This window comes from Scopulibacillus cellulosilyticus, from assembly GCF_042665295.1.
GTDB classification, from domain to species: Bacteria; Bacillota; Bacilli; order Bacillales; family Sporolactobacillaceae; genus Scopulibacillus_A; species Scopulibacillus_A cellulosilyticus.
Genome location: NZ_JBHTCO010000004.1, coordinates 587,470 through 611,168 on the forward strand (window position 1 = coordinate 587,470; position 23,699 = coordinate 611,168).

The 23,699-nt window shown below is 38.1% G+C and carries 28 protein-coding genes; all 28 read left to right on the plus strand.

The window, feature by feature from the left end:
- The first annotated feature begins 6 nt into the window (after positions 1-6).
- The 28 genes from ACFQRG_RS06095 (at position 7) to ACFQRG_RS06230 (ending at position 23,687) form a co-directional block, all read left to right on the plus strand.
- Positions 7-615, plus strand: a complete 609-nt coding sequence (locus ACFQRG_RS06095; RefSeq protein WP_380964761.1) for a MotE family protein — start codon at positions 7-9, stop codon at positions 613-615.
- A gap of 5 nt (positions 616-620) precedes the next feature.
- Entirely contained in the window at positions 621-2,030 is a 1,410-nt protein-coding gene (locus ACFQRG_RS06100) for a flagellar hook-length control protein FliK (protein WP_380964763.1), read from the plus strand.
- Positions 2,027-2,491, plus strand: coding sequence for a flagellar hook assembly protein FlgD (flgD, locus tag ACFQRG_RS06105; RefSeq protein ID WP_380964765.1), 465 nt, complete (start codon positions 2,027-2,029; stop codon positions 2,489-2,491). Before ACFQRG_RS06100 ends, flgD begins: the two co-directional genes overlap by 4 nt.
- 90 nt (positions 2,492-2,581) lie before the next feature.
- The gene (gene flgG / locus ACFQRG_RS06110) at positions 2,582-3,373 is read left to right on the plus strand and encodes a flagellar basal body rod protein FlgG (RefSeq protein ID WP_380964767.1); all 792 of its coding nucleotides are present in this window, start codon (positions 2,582-2,584) and stop codon (positions 3,371-3,373) included.
- 46 nt (positions 3,374-3,419) lie between these two features.
- On the plus strand, positions 3,420-3,656 hold the full coding sequence (locus tag ACFQRG_RS06115) for a flagellar FlbD family protein (protein ID WP_380965000.1): 237 nt from the start codon (positions 3,420-3,422) through the stop codon (positions 3,654-3,656).
- A complete protein-coding gene (locus ACFQRG_RS06120; protein WP_380964769.1) occupies positions 3,635-4,078 on the plus strand; it encodes a flagellar basal body-associated FliL family protein in 444 nt (147 codons plus the stop codon). Before ACFQRG_RS06115 ends, ACFQRG_RS06120 begins: the two co-directional genes overlap by 22 nt.
- A gap of 20 nt (positions 4,079-4,098) precedes the next feature.
- The gene (gene fliM, locus ACFQRG_RS06125) at positions 4,099-5,094 is read left to right on the plus strand and encodes a flagellar motor switch protein FliM (protein WP_380964771.1); all 996 of its coding nucleotides are present in this window, start codon (positions 4,099-4,101) and stop codon (positions 5,092-5,094) included.
- Positions 5,087-6,250 carry a flagellar motor switch phosphatase FliY gene (gene fliY, locus ACFQRG_RS06130; RefSeq protein WP_380964773.1) on the plus strand — a complete coding sequence of 388 codons (1,164 nt, stop codon included), beginning with the start codon at positions 5,087-5,089 and terminating at the stop codon, positions 6,248-6,250. Before fliM ends, fliY begins: the two co-directional genes overlap by 8 nt.
- Positions 6,251-6,306: 56 nt before the next feature.
- Positions 6,307-6,669: a response regulator gene (locus tag ACFQRG_RS06135; protein ID WP_380964775.1), complete on the plus strand. Its 363-nt coding sequence runs from the start codon at positions 6,307-6,309 to the stop codon at positions 6,667-6,669.
- 26 nt (positions 6,670-6,695) lie between these two features.
- Entirely contained in the window at positions 6,696-7,361 is a 666-nt protein-coding gene (gene fliO, locus ACFQRG_RS06140) for a flagellar biosynthetic protein FliO (protein WP_380964777.1), read from the plus strand.
- Positions 7,354-8,034: a flagellar type III secretion system pore protein FliP gene (gene fliP, locus ACFQRG_RS06145; RefSeq protein WP_380964779.1), complete on the plus strand. Its 681-nt coding sequence runs from the start codon at positions 7,354-7,356 to the stop codon at positions 8,032-8,034. The genes fliO and fliP overlap by 8 nt, the downstream gene beginning before the upstream one ends.
- Positions 8,035-8,052: 18 nt before the next feature.
- Positions 8,053-8,322, plus strand: coding sequence for a flagellar biosynthesis protein FliQ (fliQ, locus tag ACFQRG_RS06150; RefSeq protein WP_380964781.1), 270 nt, complete (start codon positions 8,053-8,055; stop codon positions 8,320-8,322).
- A gap of 1 nt (position 8,323) precedes the next feature.
- Positions 8,324-9,103, plus strand: coding sequence for a flagellar biosynthetic protein FliR (fliR, locus tag ACFQRG_RS06155; protein ID WP_380964783.1), 780 nt, complete (start codon positions 8,324-8,326; stop codon positions 9,101-9,103).
- A gap of 1 nt (position 9,104) precedes the next feature.
- Positions 9,105-10,187: a flagellar biosynthesis protein FlhB gene (flhB, locus tag ACFQRG_RS06160; protein WP_380964785.1), complete on the plus strand. Its 1,083-nt coding sequence runs from the start codon at positions 9,105-9,107 to the stop codon at positions 10,185-10,187.
- A gap of 28 nt (positions 10,188-10,215) precedes the next feature.
- The gene (gene flhA, locus ACFQRG_RS06165; protein ID WP_380964787.1) at positions 10,216-12,246 is read left to right on the plus strand and encodes a flagellar biosynthesis protein FlhA; all 2,031 of its coding nucleotides are present in this window, start codon (positions 10,216-10,218) and stop codon (positions 12,244-12,246) included.
- Positions 12,247-12,248: 2 nt separating this feature from the next.
- The gene (locus ACFQRG_RS06170) at positions 12,249-13,325 is read left to right on the plus strand and encodes a flagellar biosynthesis protein FlhF (RefSeq protein ID WP_380965002.1); all 1,077 of its coding nucleotides are present in this window, start codon (positions 12,249-12,251) and stop codon (positions 13,323-13,325) included.
- Positions 13,309-14,169, plus strand: coding sequence for an AAA family ATPase (locus tag ACFQRG_RS06175; protein ID WP_380964789.1), 861 nt, complete (start codon positions 13,309-13,311; stop codon positions 14,167-14,169). The genes ACFQRG_RS06170 and ACFQRG_RS06175 overlap by 17 nt, the downstream gene beginning before the upstream one ends.
- 6 nt (positions 14,170-14,175) lie before the next feature.
- Positions 14,176-14,760 (plus strand): CheB methylesterase domain-containing protein, encoded by a 585-nt coding sequence (locus tag ACFQRG_RS06180; protein ID WP_380964791.1) that lies wholly within the window; start codon positions 14,176-14,178, stop codon positions 14,758-14,760.
- Positions 14,761-14,766: 6 nt separating this feature from the next.
- Complete coding sequence (locus ACFQRG_RS06185; protein WP_380964793.1) at positions 14,767-16,737, plus strand: chemotaxis protein CheW; 1,971 nt, start codon at positions 14,767-14,769, stop codon at positions 16,735-16,737.
- Positions 16,738-16,764: 27 nt separating this feature from the next.
- On the plus strand, positions 16,765-17,244 hold the full coding sequence (locus ACFQRG_RS06190) for a chemotaxis protein CheW (protein ID WP_380964795.1): 480 nt from the start codon (positions 16,765-16,767) through the stop codon (positions 17,242-17,244).
- The gene (locus ACFQRG_RS06195) at positions 17,245-17,742 is read left to right on the plus strand and encodes a chemotaxis protein CheD (protein WP_380964797.1); all 498 of its coding nucleotides are present in this window, start codon (positions 17,245-17,247) and stop codon (positions 17,740-17,742) included.
- A gap of 104 nt (positions 17,743-17,846) precedes the next feature.
- Positions 17,847-18,620, plus strand: coding sequence for a FliA/WhiG family RNA polymerase sigma factor (locus tag ACFQRG_RS06200; RefSeq protein ID WP_380964799.1), 774 nt, complete (start codon positions 17,847-17,849; stop codon positions 18,618-18,620).
- A 12-nt stretch (positions 18,621-18,632) separates the two neighbouring features.
- Positions 18,633-19,157 carry a DUF6115 domain-containing protein gene (locus ACFQRG_RS06205; protein WP_380964801.1) on the plus strand — a complete coding sequence of 175 codons (525 nt, stop codon included), beginning with the start codon at positions 18,633-18,635 and terminating at the stop codon, positions 19,155-19,157.
- 234 nt (positions 19,158-19,391) lie between these two features.
- The gene (rpsB, locus tag ACFQRG_RS06210; protein WP_380964803.1) at positions 19,392-20,147 is read left to right on the plus strand and encodes a 30S ribosomal protein S2; all 756 of its coding nucleotides are present in this window, start codon (positions 19,392-19,394) and stop codon (positions 20,145-20,147) included.
- Between the two features lie 95 nt (positions 20,148-20,242).
- Complete coding sequence (gene tsf / locus ACFQRG_RS06215) at positions 20,243-21,124, plus strand: translation elongation factor Ts (protein WP_380964805.1); 882 nt, start codon at positions 20,243-20,245, stop codon at positions 21,122-21,124.
- Between the two features lie 192 nt (positions 21,125-21,316).
- On the plus strand, positions 21,317-22,042 hold the full coding sequence (gene pyrH, locus ACFQRG_RS06220) for a UMP kinase (RefSeq protein ID WP_380964807.1): 726 nt from the start codon (positions 21,317-21,319) through the stop codon (positions 22,040-22,042).
- Between the two features lie 2 nt (positions 22,043-22,044).
- A complete protein-coding gene (gene frr, locus ACFQRG_RS06225) occupies positions 22,045-22,602 on the plus strand; it encodes a ribosome recycling factor (RefSeq protein ID WP_380964809.1) in 558 nt (185 codons plus the stop codon).
- Between the two features lie 302 nt (positions 22,603-22,904).
- Positions 22,905-23,687 (plus strand): isoprenyl transferase, encoded by a 783-nt coding sequence (locus ACFQRG_RS06230; RefSeq protein ID WP_380964811.1) that lies wholly within the window; start codon positions 22,905-22,907, stop codon positions 23,685-23,687.
- Positions 23,688-23,699: the final 12 nt, after the last annotated feature.

Below are 23,699 nucleotides of genomic sequence, written 5' to 3' on the forward strand. Positions count from 1 at the left end.
TGAAAAATGGAACAGACTAACCGTACATCGTCAAAGATTTTAAAAGGTCTTCTAATTGCCATTGCCGCGATCTTGTTTTTAATTATTATTATGATTCTTATTATGAAACTTTTTGGGTTAAACTTTTCAGATTTATTGCCGCAATCAGGCGGTATTTCAAAAAAACAATTGACAGCTGAAATTGAATCTTTAAAGGGTACTATTAAAGATCAGAATAAGACAATTGATAACCTGAATGCTCAAGTCAGAGATAAGTCAGATAAAATTAATCAACTGCAAAATGATGTTGAGCAGCAGAAAGTTGCAGCAAAAGATCAGGAAACCAATGTGAAAAATCAAAAAAAGCAGCAGCAAGTTAATATGATCTCGCAAACTTATAAAAATATGGATCCTGAGAAAGCTGCCGCTATATTTTCAGAAATGAATAATCAAAAGGCAGCGTCCTACATGAATATGCTTGATGATAAAACTAAAGCTAAAGTTTTAGAAAACTTACCTGCCAAAAAAGCAGCCGGCATTACGCCGTTATTAAAATCGCAGCAATCAAAATCTATTCAAGATAATAGTACCGCAGGCGTTAGCAACGCTAATAACGGATCGGGTGAAGGGAGTTGAATAGTTTGACGCTGTCAGTAGCGAATGCCTTGAATCCAGTACCCGAAAACAGCAGAAAAGATTATACATATGGCAATGGTGTAGAAGAAACGATATCTCCTTTTTCGATATTAGTTAGTGATTTGTTCGGCGGCAATCTTTCAACTAAAGAGAAACAAAATCAGCCAATTGCGTTTGAAGTAAAACATCAACCCTTTACCATTGAACAACAGATGGAGGAAGAAGCGGATACTCAACCAGCCATTAATGATGTTTTAAAAGAAATTGAAACATATCTAAACAAATGTCATCAATTGAACAAAAATGGCATAGACAAAAATAGCTTTTTTAAGGATTTATATCAATTACTAAATAAATTGAATAAAGATATTAAACAGGCTATTACAGATCACCGTTTGGTTAAAATTACCAGTAAAATCAATATGCAAATGGATAAGACGCTGGGTGATGAAGATTGTCCAGATTTTAATCAGCGACAAGCTAAGCAAATCATAACGGACTTGAGAACATTGATGGCCGATTTAAAACAATTATTAGTTTTCCAATTACAGCCGGCAGACTTTGTAAAAGAAGTATCAAAGGAAATTGAAAAGTCAGAACAAAATAATGGCATTAATAGCACTTTGAAAATAATAGCAAGCAATTTGCTATCTATACAGCAATTGTTCGAGGAAGAAAAAAACAACCAACAGAAACCAGAAGGCGGGCAACAAGACTATTCAAATGGAAATAAAGCTGACAATGATAACAGCTTATTTAAGCAAAATATAAAACATCCGCTTCAACAGAATATTAAAGATTTCGCTGCATCTGGTGGTAAAAGTAAGCAAAGTTATTTTATAAATCTTGAAGAATTAAAGCCAAACAAGTCATTTAAAGAAGAAAAAGTCAATCTACAATCCTTTCAAACGGGACCGATGAATAAATTACAACAATTTATGATTTATCAAACAAATCAGCCGGCAGCATCAACAAATCAAAAAGTGATTGAGCAAATTAGCAAGTATTTATCATCATCCCGTTTAACGATATTGCATAACAGTGTTAATGAATTTCGGATCAAATTGCATCCTGACCATTTAGGAGAATTGAATATATTTATTCAAAACAATCCGGAAGGATTAACGGCTAAAATTATTGCATCGACCCGGGAAGCAAAAGAAATGATTCAATCTCAGCTGCATCATTTAAAACAAAGTTTAGCCGCCGAGGAAATACCGCTGCAAAAGATTGATATTGATTTATCTTCTTTTAACAATCAACAAGATTCTCAGTATTTAAACGCCCGTCAAGATCACAGCGGCAGAGACCAACAACAAAACAGCAGGGAGAGAATGGAAGACAAGCGGGAAGATGAAATGCTTGATGAAGAATTAACCTTTTCAGACTGGCTTTCAGGAGGTGAGAAAAATTGAAAATCGATGATAACCTATTTTTACAAAATAAACCTGATGAGAAAAAACCGGCAGGGAACAGCAATCTAGGTAAAGATGATTTCCTTAAATTGCTTATTACTGAACTGCAAAATCAGGATCCGACGCAGCCGATGGATGACAAGGAATTCATCTCGCAAATGGCGACCTTCTCATCTTTAGAACAAACACAAAATATGAGTGAAGCAATTAATAAATTTGTCAAAAATCAATCGCAAAATTTACTTTCTTCACAGTCCGATATGATAGGGAAGCAGATTACTTGGGAAAAATCCTCGACTGATGCAGACGGGAAAAATTCGACAGATAAAGTCGAAAATACAGTAGCGGGGATTACTTTGAAAGACGGTGAGATCAAATACGTGACGGATAAAGGAGATTTAGTAGATCCCGGGCAAATTGATTCTATTTGGGATGAGGATAAGAAAAAGGCAATGACTTAAAGAATTAAAAATTAGCAAGCATGGTTGATGTTCAATAACCATCATCTAAAGTTGATTAAGATAAAAAAACTTTTTACAAGGGGGATTTATATGCTTCGGTCCATGTATTCAGGAATCAGCGGTATGAAAAACTTCCAAACAAAATTAGATGTAATTGGCAACAATATTGCCAATGTCAGCACTTACGGTTTTAAGAAAGGAAGAATTACCTTTAAAGATATGATTAGCCAGGAAACACAAGGTGCCAGCGCCCCGCAAGGCGGACGCGGCGGAACAAATGCAAAGCAAGTGGGTTTGGGGGTTGACACCGCTTCTATTGACAACATACAAGGTCAAGGAAGTCTGCAAAATACCGGAAGAAATCTGGATTTAGCGATATCAGGTGACGGCTTTTTTGTTGTTAAAGACGGCAATCAAACCTACTATACTCGTGCCGGAAATTTCTATCTTGATGGAGATGGCTATATTGTAAATGCAGATGGTATGAAGGTGCAAGGAACAAAAGGTCCCATACAAATTAGTAAGAATGGTTTAAAGGAATTTTCAATAGGCAAGTCAGGAGAAATTACCGGAGTAGATGCCAGCGGGAAAACAGTAAACCTAGGTCAAATTCAAATAGCCACCTTTAATAATCCAGAAGGGCTGGAAAAAGCAGGGGGCACGCTGTTTCAACAATCGCCTAACTCAGGGCCTGCTTTTCAGTCAAATCCCGGGCAAAATGGCGCAGGTGAACTTGCGGTAGGCGAACTGGAAATGTCTAACGTTGACCTATCAGAAGAATTCACATCAATGATTGAAGCGCAGCGAGGTTTCCAAGCAAATTCCCGCATTATTACAACTTCTGACCAAATTCTTGAAGAGCTCGTCAATTTAAAACGATAGTTAAAGGGGGACGGGTCAGACGCTTGTGTTTGACCTTATGAATAACATGATTCAACTTACCCGTTTGAATGGCTGCTCATTTACTCTAAATGTATTATTAATTGAACAAATTGAGTCGCTGCCGGATACAACTATAACTTTAACTACCGGAAAGAAAATTGTAGTGATGGACTCAGTAGATGAAGTTAGGAAAAAAGCGATAGATTTTATGAGGGAAATACCGCTTTTATCTTTGTCTGCAGCCAGGGAGGGAATTTCCTCATGTTCAGAAGCAGAGGATTAAAAATATTTTTCATCGTTGTTTTCAGTGTTATTGTCATCGGATTAGCGGGGTATCTTTGGTTCTATTTTATGGATTCAAATAAAATTGGTTCAGCAAAGGATAAAAATAATGATATTAAGTATATCATTAAGAATTTAACAGTAGATACCGACGAGATCACAACGAACTTAAAGGATGATCACTACATAAAAGTTCAATTTAAGATTCAAGTATCTAATAAAGATGCGAAGAAGGAATTGACTGATAGGGAGTTTCAAGTTAAGAATGCTATTATTTATATTTTATCAGGGATGACACCTCGTGATTTACAAGGCCCTAAAGGATTAACCAGGCTTGAAAATTTAATAAAATCTAAAATCAATCAAGACCTGGAAAGCGGTCAAGTGACTCACGTTTATACAACCGAAAAGATTATTCAATAATAGAGCAAGGGGTGTATCAGGTGTCAGACATTCTATCACAATCAGAAATTGATGCGCTGCTGTCAGCTATTTCAACTGGTGAAATGGATGCAGACGAATTAAAAAAAGAAGAACAAGCAAATAAGGAAAAAGTTTATGACTTTAAAAAAGCACTCCGTTTTTCCAAAGATCAAATTAGAAGCTTGACAAGAATTCATGAAAACTTTGCGAGGTTATTAACTTCTTATTTTTCTGCTCAGCTTCGTACATATGTTCAATTTAATGCAGCATCAGTCGAGCAATTGCCTTATGAAGAATTTATCCGCTCGATTCCAAGCATGACGATCCTTAATATTTTTGAATCGCCGCCTTTGGAAGGCAGAATGGTTATTGAAGTCAATCCGAATGTAGCCTACGCAATGATTGACAGGCTGCTTGGAGGATTAGGTGCCGGGCTGAATAAAATTGACAACTTAACCGAAATTGAATCGAAACTGATGAGCGAGTTGTTTATCGACTGTCTTGAAACCTTTAAAGAGGCATGGTCTTCTATTCATGAAATTCAGCCTAAATTATTGGATCTGGAGACAAATCCGCAGTTTTTGCAATTAGTTTCACCTAATGAAACAGTCATCGTTGTTACTTTGGCAACAACGATTGGCGAATCAAGCGGCATGATTAATATATGTCTGCCGCACGTTGCATTGGAGCCAATCCTTCAAAATTTATCTATGCATTATTGGATGGACGAGAAAAAAGTTGAACACTCGCCGGAAGATCACCGAGCCCTTGCGTACAGCATTAAAGGGTCGTCTTTAAAGGTTGTCGCTGAATTAGGGAATTCCTCCATGACGGTGGAAGAATTTTTGGATTTAGAAATTGGTGATGTCATCGTGCTCAATCAAAAAATCACCGACCCGCTTATCGTTAAAGCAGGGGGGTATCCTAAATTCTATGCCCAACCTGGTAAACAAGGCAGCCGGTTAGCAGTACAAATCTTAGATGCAATGATGGAAGGGGATGACATCGATGAGTGATGATGGGATGCTTTCACAAGAGGAGATTGACGCATTGCTAGGTAATACAAGTGATGACTTTAATGAAAGTAAAGCTTCAAATCGTAAGGACTTGAAGGATTATATCAATGAAATGGAGCAAGATGTTCTTGGTGAAATTGGCAATATTTCATTTGGCAGTGCTGCAACAGCCTTGTCAACCATTTTAAATCAGAAGGTAGATATTACGACACCGGTTGTTTCCCTCGTTGAAAAGGGTGATCTTGAAAAGGAATTTCCAGTCCCATATGTTTCAGTTCTTGTTAACTACACTGAGGGTTTCAAAGGATCGAATGTACTAATGATAAAAACGCAGGATGCCAGTGTCATTGCTGATTTAATGATGGGGGGCGCCGGCTCCGATCCGAAAAAAGAAGTCGGTGAAATGGAATTAAGTGCTGTTCAAGAAGCGATGAACCAAATGATGGGATCATCAGCGACCTCAATGTCAACGGTATTTGATAGAAAAATAGATATTTCTCCGCCAACAATTGAACTTATGGATATTAAGACTGATCGTGGAACGTCTATCTTGCCGGATGATGATACGATGTTCAAAATATCATTCCATCTAACTGTTGGAAATCTAATTGATTCAAGCATTATGCAAATTGTGCCGATTGACTTTGCGAAAGAATTGGTTACGCATCTTTTAAATAAGGATGAAGATAATGCTTATGATCCAGTCAAAGACGATCAATCTGAAACAGTAACTGTCTCCCAGGATTTGGCCAATGACTTAGAACCGTTTCGGTCTAAACAGGATGATGAAATCATATCGGTTGCCAAAAAAACTTCATCAAAAAGCGCGCAGTCAAATTTAAATGTTCAAGCTGTTGCGTTTCCCGAATTCGATCAGCAAACAGATTCGATGCCTAAAAAACAAAATCTTGAGCTGCTGTTTGACATACCGCTTCAAGTCAGCGTTGAACTTGGCCAAACAAAGAAAACAATTAAAGAAGTTCTTGAATTGAGCCAGGGATCTATCATTGAATTAGACAAACTGGCTGGTGAACCGGTGGATATATTAATTAATCAGAAACCGATTGCTAAAGGAGAAGTTGTTGTAATAGACGAGAATTTTGGGGTAAGAATTACTGAGATTATAAATCAAAGAGACCGTTTAAATAAAATATAACAAAATATTAAAAGTCTCAGTCTAGACTGGAGAAATAGAGAGTTGGAGGAGAAAAAATGGGAAATCGTATTTTAATTGTTGATGATGCTGCTTTTATGAGGATGATGCTGAAAGATATTTTAACAAAAAACGGTTATTCAGTTGCAGGTGAGGCTGGTGACGGAAAAGAAGCTGTAGAAAAATATAATGAATTAAAGCCTGATTTAGTCACCATGGATATTACAATGCCTGAGATGGATGGTATTACAAGCTTGAAAAAAATTCGTGAAATTAATCCCGACGCTAAAGTCATAATGTGTTCAGCGATGGGGCAGCAGGCGATGGTTATTGATGCTATTCAAGCCGGAGCAAAAGACTTTATTGTAAAGCCTTTCCAAGCTGACCGGGTTAATGAGGCTATTAAGAAAGTATTGGGTTGACTACAACATAAGAGGTGCATAAGTTAATGCAAAAAAAGCTTTTAGCCTGTGTCATGTTAATCGTCTTGTGTTTTGGTCAAGCCATTATTGCTAAGGCTGAAACACCGAACGACAGCCAAACGGTCGAAGAAGCCATTAAGCAAGGCCAGCATGATGTCAAAGTTAAATCAGGCAATCAAAGCAATGGTATTAAAAGTCAAGCGGATATGCCGGCAAAGAAGGCGAACTTATTTGTTGTCTTTTTAAAACTTATCGGCGCCCTGGCTGTCATAATCGCTTTAATTTATTTTTTGTATAAAGTGCTTGGAAAAAAAACGAAGGCATTCCGGGAATATGGCGCCATTAAAAATATTGGCGGTGTTTCGGTTGGTCCAAACAGATCTGTTCAACTTGTCAGGGTTGGCGGGGAAATATTAGTCGTCGGTGTTGGTGACAATGTTCAATTACTGAAAGAAATTACGGATGAATCAGTGATCAGGGACCTGCTTGAAAAAACTGATGAGCCGGATCCGGTGCAGCGGAACATTAAAAAAATGCTTGATTGGACGGTCGACAAAGCTAAAAAAGATGATAACTACAAAGCGGCACATTATGATTTTAAAAAAATATTAGCCAGACAGCTTGGGGCGATAAAAAGAGAACGTTCTAAAAAGATAAAAGAGGTTATTCGGAAGGATTCAAATCATGAGTAATATCATACCGGGAATACATACAAATGTTTTAAGTCAACATCCATCAGATGTTGCAACATCGCTTCAACTGCTGTTATTAATAACAATTTTATCTTTGGCCCCGGCCATTTTAATTCTAATGACGTCATTTACCAGAATCGTCATTGTGCTTTCATTTGTACGCACTTCGCTGTCCACCCAGCAGACGCCGCCAAACCAGGTACTCATTGGCTTAGCTTTATTTTTAACGCTATTTATCATGGCACCGGTATTTTCCCAGGTGAATCACGATGCGCTGAAGCCTTATTTAAATGGCCATATCTCACAAAAAGAAGCGATTACCAGAGCTGAAGATCCTTTTAAAGAATTTATGGCTAAACAAACAAGGCAAAAGGACTTAAATCTTTTTTTAAAGTACGGACATTATAAACAGCCAAAAACGATTAATGATATTCCAATGACAGCAATGGTGCCAGCTTTTACGATTAGTGAAATGAAAACAGCTTTTGAAATGGGATTTATGATTTTCATACCGTTTTTGGTTATCGATATGGTTGTTGCCAGCGTTCTTATGGCAATGGGAATGATGATGCTCCCGCCGGTCGTTATTTCATTACCATTTAAAATCCTGCTGTTTATTATGGTTGATGGCTGGTATCTTGTTGTTCAATCGTTGTTAGCCGGCTATTCGTGATATGGAAGGTGAATACTTGTGAGTTCAGAATTTATCATAACGCTGGCAGAGAGAGGTGTCATGACGATACTTGTCGTTGCCGGTCCCTTGCTCGCTGTTGCTTTAGTTGTAGGTTTACTCATCAGCATTATTCAAGCCGCTACGCAAATTCAAGAGCAAACATTAGCTTTTATTCCGAAGATTGTTGCTGTATTGTTAGTTCTTATTTTATTTGGTCCATGGATGTTATCGAAAATGCTGACGTTTACTCAAGATATTTTTGCAAATCTGGATCATTTTGTAGGTTAATATGAATCTATTAAACGCATTGCCTATTTATCTTTTAGTTTTAGTAAGACTCGCAAGTTTTTTCGTAACGATGCCGATTTTTTCTTACCGGACGATACCGGGAAGAGTAAAGATTGGGCTGGCAGCCATTTTAGCCTTAATTGTAACAGCAACATTGATGCGGGAGACGCCGCCTTTATCTATAAATGCCTATTATCTGTTACTTATTATTAAAGAAGCGATCGTCGGGCTCTCTATTGGATTTGTAGCGGGGTTATTAATCTATGCTGTGCAAATGGCAGGTTATTTTATAGATGTACAAATGGGTTTGGCTATTGCAAATACAATTAATCCTGAGAACGGTGTTACTTCCCCGTTAACCGGGCAGTTTTTAAATGTTCTTGCTTTGTTATTAATGTTAGCACTTGATGGTCATTTGATGCTTATTAAAGGCATTTTGGATAGCTTTCGGCTTATAAAAGTTAATGATTTATCGATTCATTTGATGCAAGGTTCGACAGCTCATTTTATTGTGAATGTTTTTTTAAAGATGGTGGGTATATCTTTTCAAATGGCAATGCCGATTATTGCTTGTCTATTTCTGGTAGATGTGGCATTAGGGATTGTGGCAAGGACGGTGCCTCAGGTCAATGTTTTTATCGTTGGCTTGCCGATGAAGATCATCGTTGGTTTTGTACTTTTATTATTGATTTTTCCGGTGTTTTTTACGCTGGTTCATACCATTTTTGAATTAATGGCAGAAGCGGTAAATAGTTATATGCAGTTTTTAGGGAGTTTCTAGGATGGCGCTATTAAAAGTTGATTTACAGTATTTTTCGGGAGAAAAGACTGAAAAAGCAACACCGAGAAAGAGGGAAGAAACCCGTAAAAAAGGGCAGGTAGCGAAGAGTGCTGATTTGAATACAGCGCTTAGCCTTTTGACAGTGTTTCTATCATTTATCTTTTTGGCAGGAAGTATCGGTAAAAAATTATTAGATATGATGTTTACCATATTCAAAAATGATCTTATTATGCCGGTGACAGAAGAGAATATTCATCATTTATTCAGCAGTATGATTATTCAAACCGGCTATATCGTTGCACCTGTCTTAATCATCAGTCTAGTTGTTGGCATGATAAGCAATCTATTCCAGACCAGATTAATTCTATCATCTGATGCCATTCAATTTAAATTAGATAGAATTAATCCCCTTAATGGTTTTAAAAGGATCTATTCAATAAGGGCGCTTGTTGAATTAATCAAATCTTTATTAAAAATTTTAAGTATCGGTTTTATCACTTTTTACGTGATATGGATGAACAGGGAAGCAATTTTTCTTTCTATTCATAAGCCGCTCATAGATGGATTAGTTCTTGTTGGAAAAGTAACGCTGGAAATGGGTTTGGCTGCTTCAATTTTTCTTATTTTCCTTGGGGCATTAGATTATGCATATCAAAGGTTTGATTTTGAAAAAAGTATCCGGATGTCAAAGCAGGATATTAAAGATGAATATAAAAAGACCGAAGGGGATCCTTTAATCAAATCAAAAATTAAAGAAAGGCAACGCCAAATGGCAGCAAGACGGATGATGCAGGAAGTCCCGGGTGCCGATGTGATTATTACTAACCCGACCCACTTTGCTGTGGCATTAAAATATGAAGACGGAAAAATGGCGGCCCCTGTCATGATTGCTAAAGGCGCCGACTATCTTGCTCTTAAAATTCGGGAAATAGCGAATGCCAATAATGTAGTCATTATTGAAAAGCGAAGTTTAGCGAGGGCTTTATACCATCAATTAGAGGTTGGCGACCTGGTTCCGGAACAATTTTTTAAGGCAATTGCAGAAATTTTAGCTTACGTTTACCGCCTCAAAGGTAAAGTTTGACTTAAAATGTGTTGAAAGGAGGACAAGAATGAAGGCTAAGGATTTAATCGTCTTATTCGGCGTCATTTTAATCGTTTTAATGCTTATTATACCATTGCCGCCGTTTATTCTAAGCCTGCTTATCATCGTAAATATATCTTTAGCATTAATCGTTATACTCGTTTCAATGAACATGAATGAGCCGTTGCAATTTTCTATTTTTCCATCATTATTGCTTTTATTAACACTTTTTAGATTAGGACTGAATGTTTCAACAACAAGATCCATATTAGGGAATGCAGATGCGGGCAAGGTCATTGAAACATTTGGACAGTTCGTTATTGGAGGAAATCCAATTGTCGGATTTGTTGTCTTCCTTATCCTCATTATCATTCAATTTATTGTTATCACTAAAGGGGCGGAAAGGGTCTCGGAAGTTGCTGCCCGGTTTACGTTAGATGCAATGCCGGGTAAGCAAATGAGTATTGATGCCGATCTGAATGCCGGAATAATTAACGAACAACAGGCACGCCGGGAACGTTCAAAGATAGAACAGGAAGCAGACTTTTACGGGGCAATGGATGGTGCGAGCAAGTTTGTTAAAGGAGATGCTATAGCAAGTATTATCATCGTGACCATTAATCTTATCGTAGGCATCATCATCGGTATGGTACAGAAAGGGATGTCTATCAGTGATGCATCACAGACCTTTACGCTGTTAACTGTTGGGGACGGCCTGGTCAGTCAAATCCCTGCTTTGTTGATTTCGACGGCGACAGGGATCGTTGTAACGAGAGCGGCTTCAGAAGGAAATTTAAGTCAAGATATTACTAAACAGCTATTGCGGTATCCCGCCATGTTATTTGTGGCCGGCGGTGTTATTTTACTGCTTGGATTTACGCCGATCGGATTATTCGTCACTTTGCCAATTGCTGCATTGCTGTTTATCGCGGGTTTCTTTTTAAGAAAAAACAGTATACAAACTGACGAACAACCAGCCGAAGAAGAGGTTATCGATGAAGATCAATTTAAAAAACCGGAAAATGTTGTTCAGCTCTTGCAAATGGATCCGATTGAATTTGAATTTGGTTACGCTTTGGTTCCATTAGCTGATGCCGGTCAAGGCGGTGATTTGCTGGATAGAATCGTTATGATTCGCCGCCAATTGGCAATTGAACTTGGTATTGTTTTACCTGTTGTCAGAATCAGAGATAATATTCAACTGGAACCGAATGCCTATCGTCTAAAAATAAAAGGCTCAGAGGTTACTAGAGGCGAGTTGCTTCTGGATCATTATTTAGCAATGAGCCCCGGCATCGAAGACAAGTCTGTTATGGGGATTGAGACGACAGAACCTGCTTTTGGTCTTCCGGCCCTTTGGATAACCGAAGATATAAAAGAAACAGCGGAGCTTGCCGGTTATACAGTTGTTGATCCGCCTTCTGTCGTTTCAACGCATTTAACGGAAGTATTAAAGAAACATAGCTTTGAACTATTGGGCAGGCAGGAAACAAAACTGTTAATTGACCACTTAAATGAATCCTATCCGGCGCTGGTTGAAGAGGTCACACCAGAACCTCTAAGTATAGGGGATGTTCAGAAGGTGCTCGCTAATTTGTTAAAAGAAAAACTTTCAATTCGAAATTTGCCTGTTATCTTTGAGACGCTTGCAGATGTCGGGCAATTAACAAGAGACACTGATTTGCTGACTGAATATGTAAGACAGGCTTTATCGCGGCAAATCACCCGGCAGTTTGTTAGACCGGATCATTCCCTTAAGGTTGTTACGTTAGGACCGGATTTAGAAAAAAGAATTGCAGAATCGATCCAAAAAACAGAACATGGACATTTTTTATCATTAGATATGGAGCAAACGCAGCATATTCTTGATCAGATGTCTCATTATGTTGAGCAATGGGTGAATTTCGAAGAAGAACCCGTCATCCTATGCTCACCGGCCATCCGTATGTACGTCAAGCAATTGATTGAGCGCTATTTTCCTCAAGTTGCTGTTTTATCATATAACGAGCTGGAAGCATATGTTGAAGTTCAAAGTATTGGGGTGGTGAAAGCTGCGTGAAAATGAAAAAAATTACTGCGCCTACCATGTCTGAAGCAATGGCTAAAGTTAAAAAGGAACTAGGCTCAGATGCTGTTATTTTATACACGAAAAAAGTTTACCATGGCCGCTTCTTCTTTAAAAAAGAGAAGATTGAGGTGATTGCAGCTGAGGATCCCGATCCAGTCACACCAACTAGGAATAAAATTGTGGCTAAAGCCAAACAAAGTCCGTTAGCTAAGGTTGTTGAGGAAACGGTATACCAACCGGTCCAATCCTTTGATAAGCATATACCGATTCCAAATATTGTTTTTAATTTTAGAAAGCGATTATTGGAACAGGGGATTACGTCAGATGAAGTTGACCGCCTGACAAAACATCTCGTTAAAAACTGGTATAAGAGTGACGAAACACTGCTGGAAACTGAAATGAAAAATTGTTTGTCAGAGGAAATAGCAAGGCGAATCATTTCTTCACGTTTTAAAACACAGACTAAAAAGAAATTTATTGCCCTTGTAGGACCAACGGGTGTCGGAAAAACAACGACAATTGCCAAACTTGCGGCACAAGCGATCCTTGATGAAGGGAAAACGGCCGCTTTTATTACTACGGACACTTACCGGATTGCGGCGATTGATCAATTAAAAACATACGCGCAAATTCTTAAGGTTCCTGTTGAAGTAGCCTATTCGTCTGCAGATTTTAAAGAGGCTGTCAGCCGTTTAAAAAATGTCGATATTATTTTTATTGATACAGCCGGCCGTAATTTTCATAAAGACTGTTATATTCAAGAATTGCAAAATATTTTACCGCAAAATAATGACCTGGATACATATCTTGTTTTAGCGGCTACTTCTAAATATAACGACATGGCAAGGATTATTCATCAATTTTCAATACTGCCGGATTTAAAATTAATTTTTACGAAAATGGACGAAACATTAACAGTCGGTGATGTCATAAATGTGCTGTTTAAAAATCCTTACTATGAAGTTGCTTATTTTTCAAATGGTCAAAATGTACCGGATGACCTTATTAAGGCGAATATAGAAGATTTGATCAATCATCTTTTGGAGGAAAAAAATGAACGATCAAGCTGAATTGCTGAGAAAACGCATGACTTGCATAGAGCAGCCGGAAGCTAAAGCGATCGCTGTTGTCAATGGAAAAGGCGGTGTTGGTAAATCGGTTTTTACCGTTAATTTTTCAATAGCTTTGGGCTCTTTTGGCAAGAAGGTATTAATTATTGATTTGGATAATGGTAGGGGAAATATTGAATATTTACTTGGCATTAAAGCCAAAAGTAATTTTTTGGAAATAATTAAGGGCAGTCTGCCGATTCATGAATGTGTTGTTCAAGGACCAAAGCAAGTTTCCTATGTCTCGGGAGACGGAGGATTTTCTGAACTTTTTCATCTTGATACAAAATCTTTGGATACTTTTTTAAACCAACTTGATCAATTAAAGAGCCGCTATGATTTTATTATATTCAATATCGGCGCCGGAACGAGTCAGGGTATACTGAGTTTTATCCAGGCTGCTCATGAAATTATTCTCGTTACAAATCCCGAACCGACAGCGCTCGCTGATGCTTACTCTATTTTAAAGTTAGCCACACTTAAAGATAAAAACCTTCCTGTTTCTTGTGTTTTAAATGAAGTTAATAACAAACGGGAGGGTCAGCAAGCTTGGTTAAAACTGTCAACTGTATCCAAAAGGTTTCTTAATAAAGATATTGAATGTCTTGTTACAATTTCCCGGGATAAAGCTGTGATCCGCTCTGTCAAAGAGCAGCATCCTTGTATCCTTTCACAAACTAGTACAATTTTTGCCCGTGAAATAATGACAGCAGCTAAACAATATCTTCGATGTCAAAAAGAGAAACCAGTTACTTCTTATCGGACTTTTCTTACCCGGTTAAAAAAGTTAATAGAATTAGGATGATAAAGGATGAAAAAAATCGTTTGTATTGGTGCTTCTACAGGCGGTCCGAGAGCTTTACAAAGAGTGATTCCCCGTATTCCGAGGGGGGTTCCGTCACCAATTCTTATTGTACAGCATATGCCTCCCAAATTTACAAAATCCTTTGCAGAAAGGCTGGATCGTATCTCTCAATTGACCGTCTGTGAAGCAAATAATGGCGAAACGATTAAAAACGGAAGAGTATACATTGCACCGGGCGGCTATCATATGGGCGTTAAACATAGAGGATCCTCTCCTAAAATTGTCATTCATGACGCCCCGCCGATACATAATGTCAAACCTTCAGTTGATATGCTATTTCAATCAATTGCAGGGTTAGAAGGGTATCAGGTGATCGCTGCAGTTCTTACAGGTATGGGGAAAGATGGTTCTCAAGGCTTAAAAGCATTAAAATATCATGTTTCGACTTATGCAATTGCTGAATCCAAAGAATCGGCAATCGTTTATGGAATGCCAAAAGCCGCTGTAGAAACGGGATTAATTGATCAAATCAGCCATATAGATACGATCTCCACCGACATCTGCCGTCAACTAAATTTTTCAGGGAGCTGATGATTTATGGATATGGATCAGTATATTGATATTTTCATTGATGAGAGCAGCGAACATCTGCAAAATTTAAATGAAAAGTTACTGGAGTTGGAAAACAAGCCAAATAAGCTCACCATTATAAATGAAATATTTCGTTCAGCACATACATTAAAAGGTATGGCGGCTTCCATGGAGTTTGAAGGTATGGCAGATTTAACTCATAAAATGGAAAATGTTTTGGATGATCTCCGCAATGAACAATTAACCGTTACTGAACAGTTGATGGATACCCTGTTTGAAGCAGTTGATCATCTGGAGAAGATGATTAGTCAAATTTCATCAGGTGAAGCGTGCGATAGGGATACTTCTAATACGGTAAAGAAATTAGAAGATATTAAGAATAGTCAAGCCGAAGAAAGAGAAACTTATTTGGCCAATCGAGATAAATTCCAATTACAGTTTCAACAATTAGATGGTTTTCAAAAATCAGCAGTCGAAGCAGCTGCTTCATCAGAATGTCATCCGTATCAAATCGACATTCAATTACAAGAAAATTGTCTGTTAAAATCAGTCAGAGTATTTATGGTATTAGAGGCACTTGGTGCAATAGGCGAAATAATTAAAACCGTTCCGGAAACCCCGAGGCTCGAAGAAGAAGATTTTGATCTGACCTTCTCATTAATTTTTCTTTCAACCGAGGAAAGTCAAACAGTCAAAAAAACGATAATGCAAATCTCTGAAATAGCTTCCGTTAAAATTATGGAACTAACATTGCCATCTGAGCAAAAACAACCTGAAACTCAAATAAAAAAAAGTGAATTTCTTAAGCAAGACGAGAAAAAACGATTATCGCCCGGAACGGCTGGAAAAACAGTACGCATTAACTTAAAACGTCTCGATAACTTGTTGAATTTATTTGAAGAATTAATCATTGATCGAAGCAGACTTGAAAAAATCACTGATTCTATTGAAAACATTGAACTAAAGGATACTGTTAATAAAATTGCCCGGTTATCTAATCAAATGCAAGACATCATTTTAAGCATGCGAATGGAACCGGTCGAAAAAGTATTTAATAGATTTCCGAGAATGGTAAGAAGTCTCGCAAAAGAATTGGATAAGAAAGTTAAACTTATTATCACAGGAGCAGAAACGGAAGTCGATAGGTCGGTCATTGATGAAATCGGTGATCCGATTGTCCATTTGTTAAGAAATTCATTAGATCACGGTATTGAGAAGCCTGAAGTGCGGGTCCAGAGCGGGAAGGAAGAAGAAGGGACCATTGAACTTAAAGCCTATCAGCGCGGACATTTTATTTATATAGAAATTAGAGATGATGGAAGCGGCATCGACCGTACCAAAATTTTATCAAAGGCCATTGAAAACGGACTGGTAACTAGGGAAGAGTCGGCAGGAATCTCTAATCAACAAGTTTTTGATTTTATGTTCCAATCAGGATTTAGTACGGCCGAAAAAGTATCCGATGTTTCGGGACGCGGAGTTGGATTGGATGTTGTAAAAAGTAAAATTGAATCTCTCGGCGGGCGCGTCAGTGTTCAATCTGTTCCGGGGAAAGGTACAGCCTTCACGATTCAGCTGCCGCTAACTTTGTCAATCATTCATGCTTTATTAATTAAAGTAGCCAATGAAACTTATGCGCTTCCGGTTTCCGTAATTTTAGAAACAGCATTGTTAACAAAGATTGATAAACAATGGATTAACCAACAAGTTGTTATGACATACAAGGATAAAGTTGTACCTTTTATTGATCTGCATCAATATCTATCTGTCCCTGGGGAAAGTAAAGATCATAACAACAAAGCTGTCATTATTGTACAAAAGAGCAATAAAATTTCTGCATTGATCGCCGATGACATATTAGGTCATCAAGAAATTGTTATTAAACCGCTCAGTAAATTTTTTTCGCATCTAAATGGTTTTTCAGGTGCAACGATACTGGGCGATGGTCAAGTTGCGCTTATATTAGATGTGGTTTAATTGATATTAAGGAAGGTGTGTAATTTAATGGAAAAAGAGGGGTATATTTCAAACGAACTAAAAATAGTTGCTTTTAAATTAAAAAACGAAAATTATGGAGTTCCAATCAATCAAGTACTGTCTATTGAAAAACTTCAAGAATTCACCCGTGTCCCACATACTTTTGATTTTGTTAAAGGTGTGATGAATTTACGCGGTATCATTGTTCCTGTAATTGATTTACAGAAACGCTTCAGCATAGGTGAAGTATTATCTGAATCGGATGCACGGATTATTATTGTTGAAGCAGAAAGTATAACAGCAGGTCTTTTGGTTGACGCCGCAAAAGAGGTCATTAGCATAGATCAGGACATGATCATCGACACACCGGAAATCGTTGGAGGGCCGGAAGTTGATTATATCCATAGCGTTGCGAAAATCGGTGAAAATGATTTGCTCATTTTATTAAATTTATCAAAGGTATTGAGTCTTGAAGAAATAGAAGCTATTAAAGCGATAGAGGCCTAGATGTTTTCTATGAGAGATTGTATTCATGTAGGTTTATCAGATATTAAAATAGCAGAGCCTAATGTCTCCATAAGAGCAGCAGGATTAGGGTCTTGTGTAGGGGTTGTTATTTATGACCAGGTAACTAAGACGGCTGGTATGGCACATATTATGCTTCCTGATTCAGCACTTTCCAAAAACAAAACGTTCCCTCCCGGAAAATATGCGGATACAGCATTAGCAGCTTTGCTGAAAAAATTAAAAGCCTATGATGTTAATGAAAATAGATTATACGCTAAGCTGGCAGGCGGTGCTGAAATGTTCAGGTATACGGAAAAAGTGTCTATTGGGAAAGTTGGTCCAAGGAATGTTGAAGCTGTAAAAAAAGAATTATATAGGCTTTCTATACCTGTCGTATCCGAAGATACCGGAGGGCATTATGGGCGAACTATTGAATTTTACACCCGTACCTTAATGCTTCATGTCAAAACAATTTATAGAGGCGAAAAAATGATTTAGTTAGATATGATATAACATTTGGCTTCTTTTAAAATGACCTTTTTTATTTAGGCTTTTAAAAAAGTCATAATGAAAAGCATGATTTAAATGAGGGGGGATCAAAAATGGCATCGTTTGAGGATGAAAAAGGTTATTGGGAAGAGTGGATAAATCATAAAGATCTAGAGGCGGCAAACGCCCTCATACGTTTGTACATGCCCCTTGTTAATTATCATGTTCAACGTATTGGCGCGGGATTACCTAAAAACATCAATAAAGATGATTTAAAGAGTTATGGTATGTCGGGATTATATGATGCTTTATATAAGTTTGATATTACTCGTGACTTGAAATTTGATACATATGCATCATTCAGAATTAGGGGAGCGATCATTGACGGGCTGCGTAAGGAGGACTGGATGCCCAGAACATTAAGGGAAAAAGCGAAGAAAATGGACACTGTAACCGAGATGCTTGAACAAAAATATATGCGGCATGTCAGTTTAGAAGAAGTAGCAGAGGAACTGGATATTTCAACTGAAGAGGCTTCGACGATTGTTTACGAAAGTTTATACGCCAATTTGCTTTCTATTGATGACGATGTACAGAACGATCAAAATGAACACCCTTCTTATGCTGTTGAAGATAAAAATACGGTTCTTCCAGATGATCAATTAATAAAAGCGGAAACAAGGTTTGAATTAGCGGAAAAAATCGTTGAACTTAATAAAAAAGAGCAGCTTGTAATCAGTCTATTTTACTATGAAGAGATGACTTTAACTGAAATAGGACAGGTTCTTGGACTGTCAACGTCAAGAATTTCCCAAATCCATTCCAAAGCATTATTCAAATTAAGGAAATCACTCGTAAATCCATTAGCATTGATGGGTCAGCTGTAATGGGGGGTTAATATGATAGCTGCATGGCTGGTGATAAGTTTTATATGTCACCTTACAGCATTTTATATTATTATCCATTTGTGGCAAAGGGTCGTACAAATGCAAAAATATCATCCTGAAACACTAAAGAAGGATATTGAAGATACATTAACCGCTTATGTCATTGAAATGGAAGAAGAAAATAATAGACTGATAAAAGAGCTTCAGTTTTTACGGGAGAAAAGAGCAGATGATCAGCCGATAGAACGGGAAAATAATTACACCTTATCTAATCCGTCTGGTAAAGGAGAGCCCCCATCTTTAAAGGAAGATACATATCAAAAGCCGGTGATTACAAAAAGGAGTGATGAAGAAACTTTTCCGGATCATTTACCGCAGCTTGAAAATATAAAAGATAATTATGAGGAGACAGTTGCCGCAAAGGCGCTTAAATTAATGAAAAAAGGGTATAATGTGAATGATATTGCGAAAGAATTGAATAAAGGAAAGGGAGAAATAGAACTTTTACTTTACTTTCAAAAAGATAAAATTAATTAAGGATGAAAGTATAAGGTCAACCAGGCCCCTGTCTTCGCCAACGGCAAGTTTTCTATAAAAATAAACTCATAAAGTGCTATTATTATCTTGTCAATGTGTAAGCTTTATGATATATTTACCCATGGTGTCAATCACTCACGTTCGTTAATTCATGTATTGGTGCTGTCCTAAGCGGGTAGTCGTACTTGAAAATGATACGGGCGGTGGAACAAACCAATTAGGAGGAAAGAAAAAATGGCAGTTATTTCAATGAAACAACTTTTAGAATCTGGCGTTCACTTCGGCCACCAAACACGTCGTTGGAACCCAAAAATGAAGCCTTATATCTTTACTGAAAGAAACGGTATTTATATTATCGACCTTCAAAAAACAGTAAAGAAAGTTGACGAGGCTTTTAACTTTGTAAGAAATATCGTGGCTGACGGCGGGAAAATCTTGTTTGTCGGTACGAAAAAACAAGCGCAAGAATCAGTGAAAAGCGAAGCAATCCGTTCTGGTATGTATTATGTTAACCAACGCTGGTTAGGCGGTACGTTAACTAACTTCCAAACAATCAGAAAACGTGTAAACCGATTAAAAGAAATCGAAAAAATGCGCGAAGACGGCACTTTTGATGTTCTTCCGAAAAAAGAAGTCGTTGGTCTTAATAAAGAGCTGGAAAAACTTGAAAAGTTCTTGGGCGGCATTAGAGATATGGAAAGCCTTCCAGATGCACTTTTTGTTATCGACCCTCGCAAAGAAAGAATCGCAATTGCTGAAGCGCGTAAATTAAATATTCCGATTATCGCTATCGTTGACACAAATTGTGATCCTGATGAAGTTGACGTTGTCATCCCTGGTAACGACGATGCTATTCGCGCGGTGAAACTTCTTACTGGTAAAATGGCTGATGCTGCACTTGAAGCAAACCAAGGTGAAGAAGTAACAGAACCAGTTGTTGAGGAAAAAGCTGCAGAAGCTGAAGTAGCAGAAGAAGCTGCAGCAGAATAATTTTGGTGAAAATAGGGTGATAAGGGGTGATCAACCCTTTATCACCTTTTTTACGAATAATATTGAATATTACATAATTCAAGGAGGAAATAAGATTGGCTATTAGCGCAAAACTTGTTAAAGAGCTACGTGAAAAAACAGGTGCAGGTATGATGGACTGCAAAAAGGCACTGACTGAAACTGATGGAGATATTGAAAAAGCAATTGACCTTTTAAGAGAAAAAGGCATAGCTAAAGCAGCGAAAAAAGCCGATCGGGTTGCTGCTGAAGGTTTAACACAAATTAAGGTTGACGGTAACAAAGCTGTTATTGTTGAAGTAAACTCTGAAACCGACTTTGTTGCAAAAAACGAACAATTTACCAGCCTTATTGACAATATTGCTAAACATTTATTGGCTGCATCACCGGCGACTGTCGAAGAAGCTCTCGATCAGAAATTAAATGGTACAGATTCAACTGTCGGCGAATATATTAATGAAGCCATCGCAAAAATTGGTGAAAAAATTTCTTTGCGCCGTTTTGCCATTCTTGAAAAGGCTGACAACGAAACTTTTGGTGCATACCTTCACATGGGCGGACGCATCGGTGTTTTGACGCAACTTGAAGGTGACAACGAGGCTGTTGCGAAAGATGTCGCTATGCATGTGGCAGCGGTAAATCCTAGATATCTTTCTCAAGATCAAGTACCAGAGGCTGAAGTGGAGCATGAGAAAGAAGTGCTTAAGCAACAAGCATTAAACGAAGGCAAGCCTGAAAATATTGTTGAGAAAATGGTAGTTGGCCGTTTGAATAAATTTTTCCAAGAAATTTGTCTTGTTGAACAACCTTTCGTTAAAGATCCAGATATGAAAGTCAAAAAATATCTATCTGATAAAGGTTTAACAATCAAAAAATTCGTGCGTTTTGAAGTAGGGGAAGGCTTGGAAAAACGCGAAGATAACTTTGCTGAAGAAGTTCAAGCACAAATGAAAAAATAAAGAAAACTCGGCCGCGGCGAGCCTTTAAAAGGCGGCGATTAGGCTAATTGCACTTATACTGTCGACCTGATCTTAGCAGCTGAGCCGAATCTTCATCACAGTTGCTAAGATAGACTTTCCGATAGTACAAATAAAGGGACACCCAAAAGTGTCCCTCTTTTAAGATATACATGAGAGAGTGAAGGTGAGAGCATGTCACAAGAAGCAAAGTACAAGCGAGTGGTTCTTAAGCTCAGCGGTGAAGCTTTGGCAGGCAAGGCGGGCTTCGGCATTGATCCGGAAATTATTAAATCTATTTCGGAACAAATCCAGGAAATAGTCGAATTGAATGTTGAAGTAGCCGTTGTTGTTGGTGCAGGGAACATTTGGAGAGGTAAAACAGGAAGCGAAATGGGTATGGATCGTGCCACAGCCGATTATATGGGCATGTTAGCTACTGTTATGAATGCACTCGCCATCCAAGACAGCTTAGAAAATATTGGCGTAGATTCTCGCGTTCAAACTTCAATTGAAATGCGTCAAGTTGCTGAACCTTATATCCGGAGAAGGGCAATTCGGCATCTTGAAAAAAAACGTGTCGTCATTTTTGCTGCAGGTACAGGAAATCCCTATTTTTCAACGGATACAACCGCAGCTTTGCGTGCAGCTGAAATTGAAGCAGATGTTATTCTCATGGCGAAAAATAATGTTGATGGTGTATACAGCGCGGATCCTATGATTGACGCAAACGCGACTAAATATCAAGAGATTTCTTATTTGGATGTTTTAAATGAAGGGCTTGCTGTGATGGACTCAACAGCTTCATCATTATGTATGGATAACAACATTCCGCTCATTGTTTTTTCTTTCACAGAAAAGGGAAATATCAAACGCGTGGTACTTGGTGAACAAATTGGAACGATTGTAAGGGGGAAATAAGGATGACAACCGAAGTTATTAATGATACAAAAGTCAGGATGGACAAAGCTATCAATTCACTAAAAAAAGAACTTGCGACAATTCGTGCCGGAAGAGCTAATCCTTCACTTTTGGATAAAGTTCTTGTTGACTATTACGGCGCCCCAACACCATTGAATCAGTTGGCTAATGTAACAACACCTGAAGCGCGCCTTCTTGTTGTAAGTCCTTATGATAAATCAGCTATTGCTGATATGGAAAGAGCGATTTTAAAATCTGATTTAGGGATTACCCCAACCAATGATGGCGAAGTCATTCGCATTGCTATTCCAGCCTTGACAGAAGAGCGCCGCCAAGAGCTTGTTAAGGTCGTGAAAAAAGTTTCAGAAGAAGGCAAGGTTGCCGTAAGAAATATTCGCCGTGATGCTAACGATCAACTTAAAAAGCTTGAAAAAGACGGCGAGATGACAGAAGATGAACTGCATCGCACAACAGATGAAGTTCAAAAATTAACGGATCAATATATTTCTAATATTGACAGCATTGTTGCAAATAAAGAACAAGAAATCATGGAAGTTTAGCGCATTTCAATGTAAAATAAGTGATGATACCCTCTTATTTAGGGGGTTTTTTTGTTAAGTCTAATAGGGGTTGTTCAAAAAGTCCGGGAAAAAGTGCTCCTGCGCCGTCGTTTATTCCCAGAAGTATTACTACTTCTCGTCGCAAAGCTGCATGGATGTAGATTCAGGTAGTAGCTTAGCTGCCTTTAGAACTTCCGACGCACAGGACGTGCTAGTACTGACGTTGTCATATAGACGTTTTTAGCTGGTCTCGGCTCTTTTTGTCCTCCTTTTTGAACACCACTAATAATGGAGGAAACACGATGTTTGAGAAATTTTCCTTTAAAGGCGCTAAACAAAAAAATAAGCGGGATGACATTTTAAATAAAGGAATGACTCCAGATGAGCCTCGCATTCCAAAACATATTGCTATCATAATGGACGGGAATGGACGATGGGCAAAAGAAAGAGGATTGCCGAGAATTGCCGGTCACCGGGAGGGTATGAAAGTTGTTAAAAAAATTGTCAGCGAAGCTAACAGCCTAGGTGTAGAGTTCTTGACAATGTATGCATTTTCTACAGAAAACTGGAAGCGGCCTAAGGATGAAGTTGATTTCCTTTTAAAGCTGCCGGAACAATTTTTAACAACATATCTTAAGGAGTTAATAGATAACAATGTTCAAGTCCGCATTATTGGGGATACTGAGCAGCTTCCGGCCCATACATTAAGAGCCGTTAATATTGCCAAAGAACGTACGAAAGACAATGACGGCATGATTCTTAATTTTGCTTTGAATTACGGCAGCCGATATGAAATGACGGCAGCTGTAAAACAAATTGCTCAAGACATTGAGACAGGCAATTTAAATGCCGCGGATGTAACGGAAGAGGTTATTTCGAACTATTTATTTACTAAAGCTTTGCCAGATCCGGACTTGTTAATCAGAACAAGCGGTGAAATTCGCTTAAGTAATTTTATGTTATGGCAATTGGCATATACAGAATTATGGTTTACAAGCGTTTATTGGCCTGACTTCAATAAGGAGCATTTGCATGAAGCCATTGCTCATTTTAGCAGGCGTAAACGCCGTTACGGAGGGGTTTGAGGTTAGGAGGAT

What these genes read in the sequence shown, in the direction of transcription:
- ACFQRG_RS06095 (WP_380964761.1), top strand. Translation starts at nt 7, where the DNA reads ATGGAACAGACTAACCGTACATCGTCAAAGATTTTAAAAGGTCTTCTA.
- flgG (WP_380964767.1), top strand. Translation starts at nt 2,582, where the DNA reads ATGCTTCGGTCCATGTATTCAGGAATCAGCGGTATGAAAAACTTCCAA.
- ACFQRG_RS06115 (WP_380965000.1), top strand. Translation starts at nt 3,420, where the DNA reads ATGATTCAACTTACCCGTTTGAATGGCTGCTCATTTACTCTAAATGTA.
- ACFQRG_RS06120 (WP_380964769.1), top strand. Translation starts at nt 3,635, where the DNA reads ATGTTCAGAAGCAGAGGATTAAAAATATTTTTCATCGTTGTTTTCAGT.
- fliY (WP_380964773.1), top strand. Translation starts at nt 5,087, where the DNA reads ATGAGTGATGATGGGATGCTTTCACAAGAGGAGATTGACGCATTGCTA.
- ACFQRG_RS06135 (WP_380964775.1), top strand. Translation starts at nt 6,307, where the DNA reads ATGGGAAATCGTATTTTAATTGTTGATGATGCTGCTTTTATGAGGATG.
- fliO (WP_380964777.1), top strand. Translation starts at nt 6,696, where the DNA reads ATGCAAAAAAAGCTTTTAGCCTGTGTCATGTTAATCGTCTTGTGTTTT.
- fliP (WP_380964779.1), top strand. Translation starts at nt 7,354, where the DNA reads ATGAGTAATATCATACCGGGAATACATACAAATGTTTTAAGTCAACAT.
- fliR (WP_380964783.1), top strand. Translation starts at nt 8,324, where the DNA reads ATGAATCTATTAAACGCATTGCCTATTTATCTTTTAGTTTTAGTAAGA.
- flhB (WP_380964785.1), top strand. Translation starts at nt 9,105, where the DNA reads ATGGCGCTATTAAAAGTTGATTTACAGTATTTTTCGGGAGAAAAGACT.
- flhA (WP_380964787.1), top strand. Translation starts at nt 10,216, where the DNA reads ATGAAGGCTAAGGATTTAATCGTCTTATTCGGCGTCATTTTAATCGTT.
- ACFQRG_RS06170 (WP_380965002.1), top strand. Translation starts at nt 12,249, where the DNA reads ATGAAAAAAATTACTGCGCCTACCATGTCTGAAGCAATGGCTAAAGTT.
- ACFQRG_RS06175 (WP_380964789.1), top strand. Translation starts at nt 13,309, where the DNA reads ATGAACGATCAAGCTGAATTGCTGAGAAAACGCATGACTTGCATAGAG.
- ACFQRG_RS06180 (WP_380964791.1), top strand. Translation starts at nt 14,176, where the DNA reads ATGAAAAAAATCGTTTGTATTGGTGCTTCTACAGGCGGTCCGAGAGCT.
- ACFQRG_RS06185 (WP_380964793.1), top strand. Translation starts at nt 14,767, where the DNA reads ATGGATATGGATCAGTATATTGATATTTTCATTGATGAGAGCAGCGAA.
- ACFQRG_RS06190 (WP_380964795.1), top strand. Translation starts at nt 16,765, where the DNA reads ATGGAAAAAGAGGGGTATATTTCAAACGAACTAAAAATAGTTGCTTTT.
- ACFQRG_RS06195 (WP_380964797.1), top strand. Translation starts at nt 17,245, where the DNA reads ATGTTTTCTATGAGAGATTGTATTCATGTAGGTTTATCAGATATTAAA.
- ACFQRG_RS06200 (WP_380964799.1), top strand. Translation starts at nt 17,847, where the DNA reads ATGGCATCGTTTGAGGATGAAAAAGGTTATTGGGAAGAGTGGATAAAT.
- ACFQRG_RS06205 (WP_380964801.1), top strand. Translation starts at nt 18,633, where the DNA reads ATGATAGCTGCATGGCTGGTGATAAGTTTTATATGTCACCTTACAGCA.
- rpsB (WP_380964803.1), top strand. Translation starts at nt 19,392, where the DNA reads ATGGCAGTTATTTCAATGAAACAACTTTTAGAATCTGGCGTTCACTTC.
- pyrH (WP_380964807.1), top strand. Translation starts at nt 21,317, where the DNA reads ATGTCACAAGAAGCAAAGTACAAGCGAGTGGTTCTTAAGCTCAGCGGT.
- frr (WP_380964809.1), top strand. Translation starts at nt 22,045, where the DNA reads ATGACAACCGAAGTTATTAATGATACAAAAGTCAGGATGGACAAAGCT.
- ACFQRG_RS06230 (WP_380964811.1), top strand. Translation starts at nt 22,905, where the DNA reads ATGTTTGAGAAATTTTCCTTTAAAGGCGCTAAACAAAAAAATAAGCGG.